Source organism: Streptococcus sp. DD04 (assembly GCF_001578725.1).
In the GTDB taxonomy this organism is placed as follows: Bacteria; Bacillota; Bacilli; order Lactobacillales; family Streptococcaceae; genus Streptococcus; species Streptococcus sinensis.
The window spans coordinates 103,882-106,762 of sequence record NZ_KQ968981.1; the positions used below are offsets into that span (position 1 = coordinate 103,882).

The 2,881-nt window shown below is 35.5% G+C and carries 3 protein-coding genes and 1 tRNA gene; all 4 read right to left on the reverse strand.

What is annotated here, in order from left to right:
• Nucleotide 1 precedes the first annotated feature (1 nt).
• The gene (gene pcsB / locus STRDD04_RS09510) at nt 2-1,207 is read right to left on the reverse strand and encodes a peptidoglycan hydrolase PcsB (protein WP_062201803.1); all 1,206 of its coding nucleotides are present in this window, start codon (nt 1,205-1,207) and stop codon (nt 2-4) included.
• 96 nt (nt 1,208-1,303) lie between these two features.
• Nucleotides 1,304-1,804, reverse strand: a complete 501-nt coding sequence (gene mreD / locus STRDD04_RS09515) for a rod shape-determining protein MreD (RefSeq protein WP_062201805.1) — start codon at nt 1,802-1,804, stop codon at nt 1,304-1,306.
• Between the two features lies 1 nt (nt 1,805).
• Nucleotides 1,806-2,621, reverse strand: a complete 816-nt coding sequence (mreC, locus tag STRDD04_RS09520; RefSeq protein ID WP_062201808.1) for a rod shape-determining protein MreC — start codon at nt 2,619-2,621, stop codon at nt 1,806-1,808.
• A 166-nt stretch (nt 2,622-2,787) separates the two neighbouring features.
• Nucleotides 2,788-2,875 (reverse strand) — tRNA-Ser (locus tag STRDD04_RS09525).
• Nucleotides 2,876-2,881 lie beyond the last annotated feature (6 nt).

Genomic DNA, 2,881 nt, shown 5'->3' on the forward strand with positions numbered 1-2,881 from the left:
TTTAATTTGGATAAATATAAGTTACAGCACCTGGATTAAACCAGCCTCGGTAGTTACCAATTGCTTGGTTGCCAGCATAATTAGCTTCTGATACTTGGATGTTAGTAGCAGATTGAACAGCTGTTACTACAGCAACGTGTCCATATCCACCATCATTCCAACATGCAATAGCACCAACTTGAGGTTGTGAACCTGTACGGAAGCCTGCTGCTGCTGCACTAGCTGCCCATTGACCACCATTACCCCAATAGTCGCCAGCCCATGGAGCCAAAGTCTTAGCTCCCCAAGTACATTGACCTACAGGATAGGTTGTCGCTGAAGAACTGTAAGTAGGACGAGAGACAGTTGCTGCTGGCTGAGTCACTGCTGGTGCAGATACAGTAGCCTCTGCCGCAGGAGCTGCTGCTGTATTATTTACAGCTTGAACCTGAGCTGAGAAGCTAGTATTTGCAGAAGCAAGAACTGCTTGTTGTTGTGCCTGTTGTTGTGCTTTATAAGCTGCCTCTGCTGCTGCTGCTTCTGCTGCTGCTCTCTCTGCTGCTGCTTTTTGCTCTAAGAGGCTATTTTTTTCATTTTCAGCAGTTGTTTTTTCTGCTGCAAGGTTCAACTGAGCAACTTTAAGTTCTGCTTGTTTGGTTGTTAAAACTTGTGCATCATCTGAAAGCTGTTGCTGATTAGCGATAACAGTATTGATTGCTTCATTATTAGCAACTTGTTTTTCAGCAATTGCTTCTTTATCAGCTTTTTGTTGCTCTAACATTTTATTATTTGCTGCAACAATTTCACTCATAGCAGCTACACGTGAAATTGCTTCTGTAATAGAGCTAGAACTCACGATTGTATTAATGTAACTAGTAGCAGTTCCATTCGTTTGAGCACTACGAGCTTGATTAGCAAGCGATTCATTTCGAGCAACGATGTTTTTAGATAAAGTATCAATTTCAGCTGATAACTTAGCAGACTCTGCTGATAATTTTTCATTTTCAGCTTGAAGTTTTTCTTGTTGTTTTTGAATTGCAGAAACTTGACTTTGAATCTCGTCAACTTGTGCTTGTGCTGATTGCTGTTGCGCTGTTATACTGTTAATTTTACTGTCTTGAGCAGCAATTTTATCATCGGTAGAATCCGCTTTTACACTCACAAGTGAAGCTCCTTGAGAAAGGATAAGCGTACTCAACAAAATTGATGCGAACAATTTTTTCTTCATAAAAATATATACTCCTTCTTGGTAAGACATTATATAGTATATCAAAAATCAAAACTGTTTGTGTTACGTATTTATTACATTTCTATTTCTTATTCATCATAAATAGACTTTTTCAAACAAAGATTGGAATACCAAGAAGAAAACAGCATTTAAGAGTAAAGTAGGAACCAAACTAAAGATAATGAAATGTGAAAAATCAATTGCTGCCAGCTTTAAAAGAAGAACCAAAGTGACACTAACTATTTCAATCAAAAAGACAGCCGTAATAACAGATAAAAAACGAGTCAAGCGATTTAACAACAAAACGTCATTCATATAAATAATGAAAGCACTAAGCAAAGGAAATAAAATCACAAAAATGCCTATAACATGTAAATAATAAACATCATATATCAATCCCAGTCCCATAAATAAAACAAGATTGAAAGTTCTAGAAAAATTAATAGAAATAAAAATCATGTAAATCAGTAATAAGTGGCTGATAGGATAGCACTGACCTGATAATAGACCAATAAAGAATCTAGACAACTGTCCATCAAGTAATAAGATTAAAAACAAGATAATCGGTGTTAAAATTTTTTCTTTCGAGCTTTTCATATCAATTTCTCACCAAAATTACAGCTTGGATATCTGAAAAATCAGCAGCAGGTTGGACTAAAATCAGATCATTCAACTGATCTTTCCCTTTAGAGACAGACAAAACTTTTCCCACAAGTAAATTTTCTGCATTATAGGCACCTAATCCGCTTGTCAGAACAGAAGCCCCATCTGTAATACCAGAAAAACTATTTAACTGACTTATAATAAAAGCGGATTTTTTAGAATCAAAACCAGTAATAATACCATAGACAAAACCAGTCTCTGTTTGAATCTTCACAGAAATTTGGCTTGAATTTTTTTCATTGCTAAGCAAGGTCACAACACTTGAATCAGCAGAAACCTGTGTTACTGCTCCGATGACTCCACCATTAGAAATTGCCAGCATTGAGTTTGTAACATCACTAGCAGCCCCTTTATCAATTGTCAGTTCATTTGTCCAAGCAGACGGACTACGAGCAATCACCTCTGAAGCAATTTTAATCGTGTTTTGGTCCTGCTCTTTTAAATCTAATAATTGCCTTAATTGACTATTCTCATCTTCCAAAGAATCAACTTTATTTGCCTTCTCTTCTATGGTATAAAGCGCTTTCTTTAAATCTCCATTTTCTTTATATGTTTTCATCAAATCAAAAAGTCTATCTTTTTCATTTAACACAAAGGTAACAGGCCGAGCAATCATTCGATCAATTGTTGAAATTATATTAGAAGAAAAAGAAATAAAATAAGACGAGACAGGCGAAAATAACACCCCTCCTATTAAGCTAATAGTTATTAAAAAGAAAATAAAAAACTTAGATTTTTTAAATTTATTCATAAAAATAAACCTCAGCAATATCAATACATAATGGTTCCAACTCGATATATGTTCCTTATTACAGCATATATCAATTTTAAAGAAAAAATTAAGGTTAAATTAACTTACCTTAATGCAAAAAGATACAAGAAAAGGAGATAGCATCAGCTAAACTCCTTACTTATAGCGGAGAATGGGGGATTCGAACCCCCGCGCCAGTTACCCGACCTAACGATTTAGCAAACCGTCCTCTTCAGCCTCTTGAGTAATTCTCCAATATT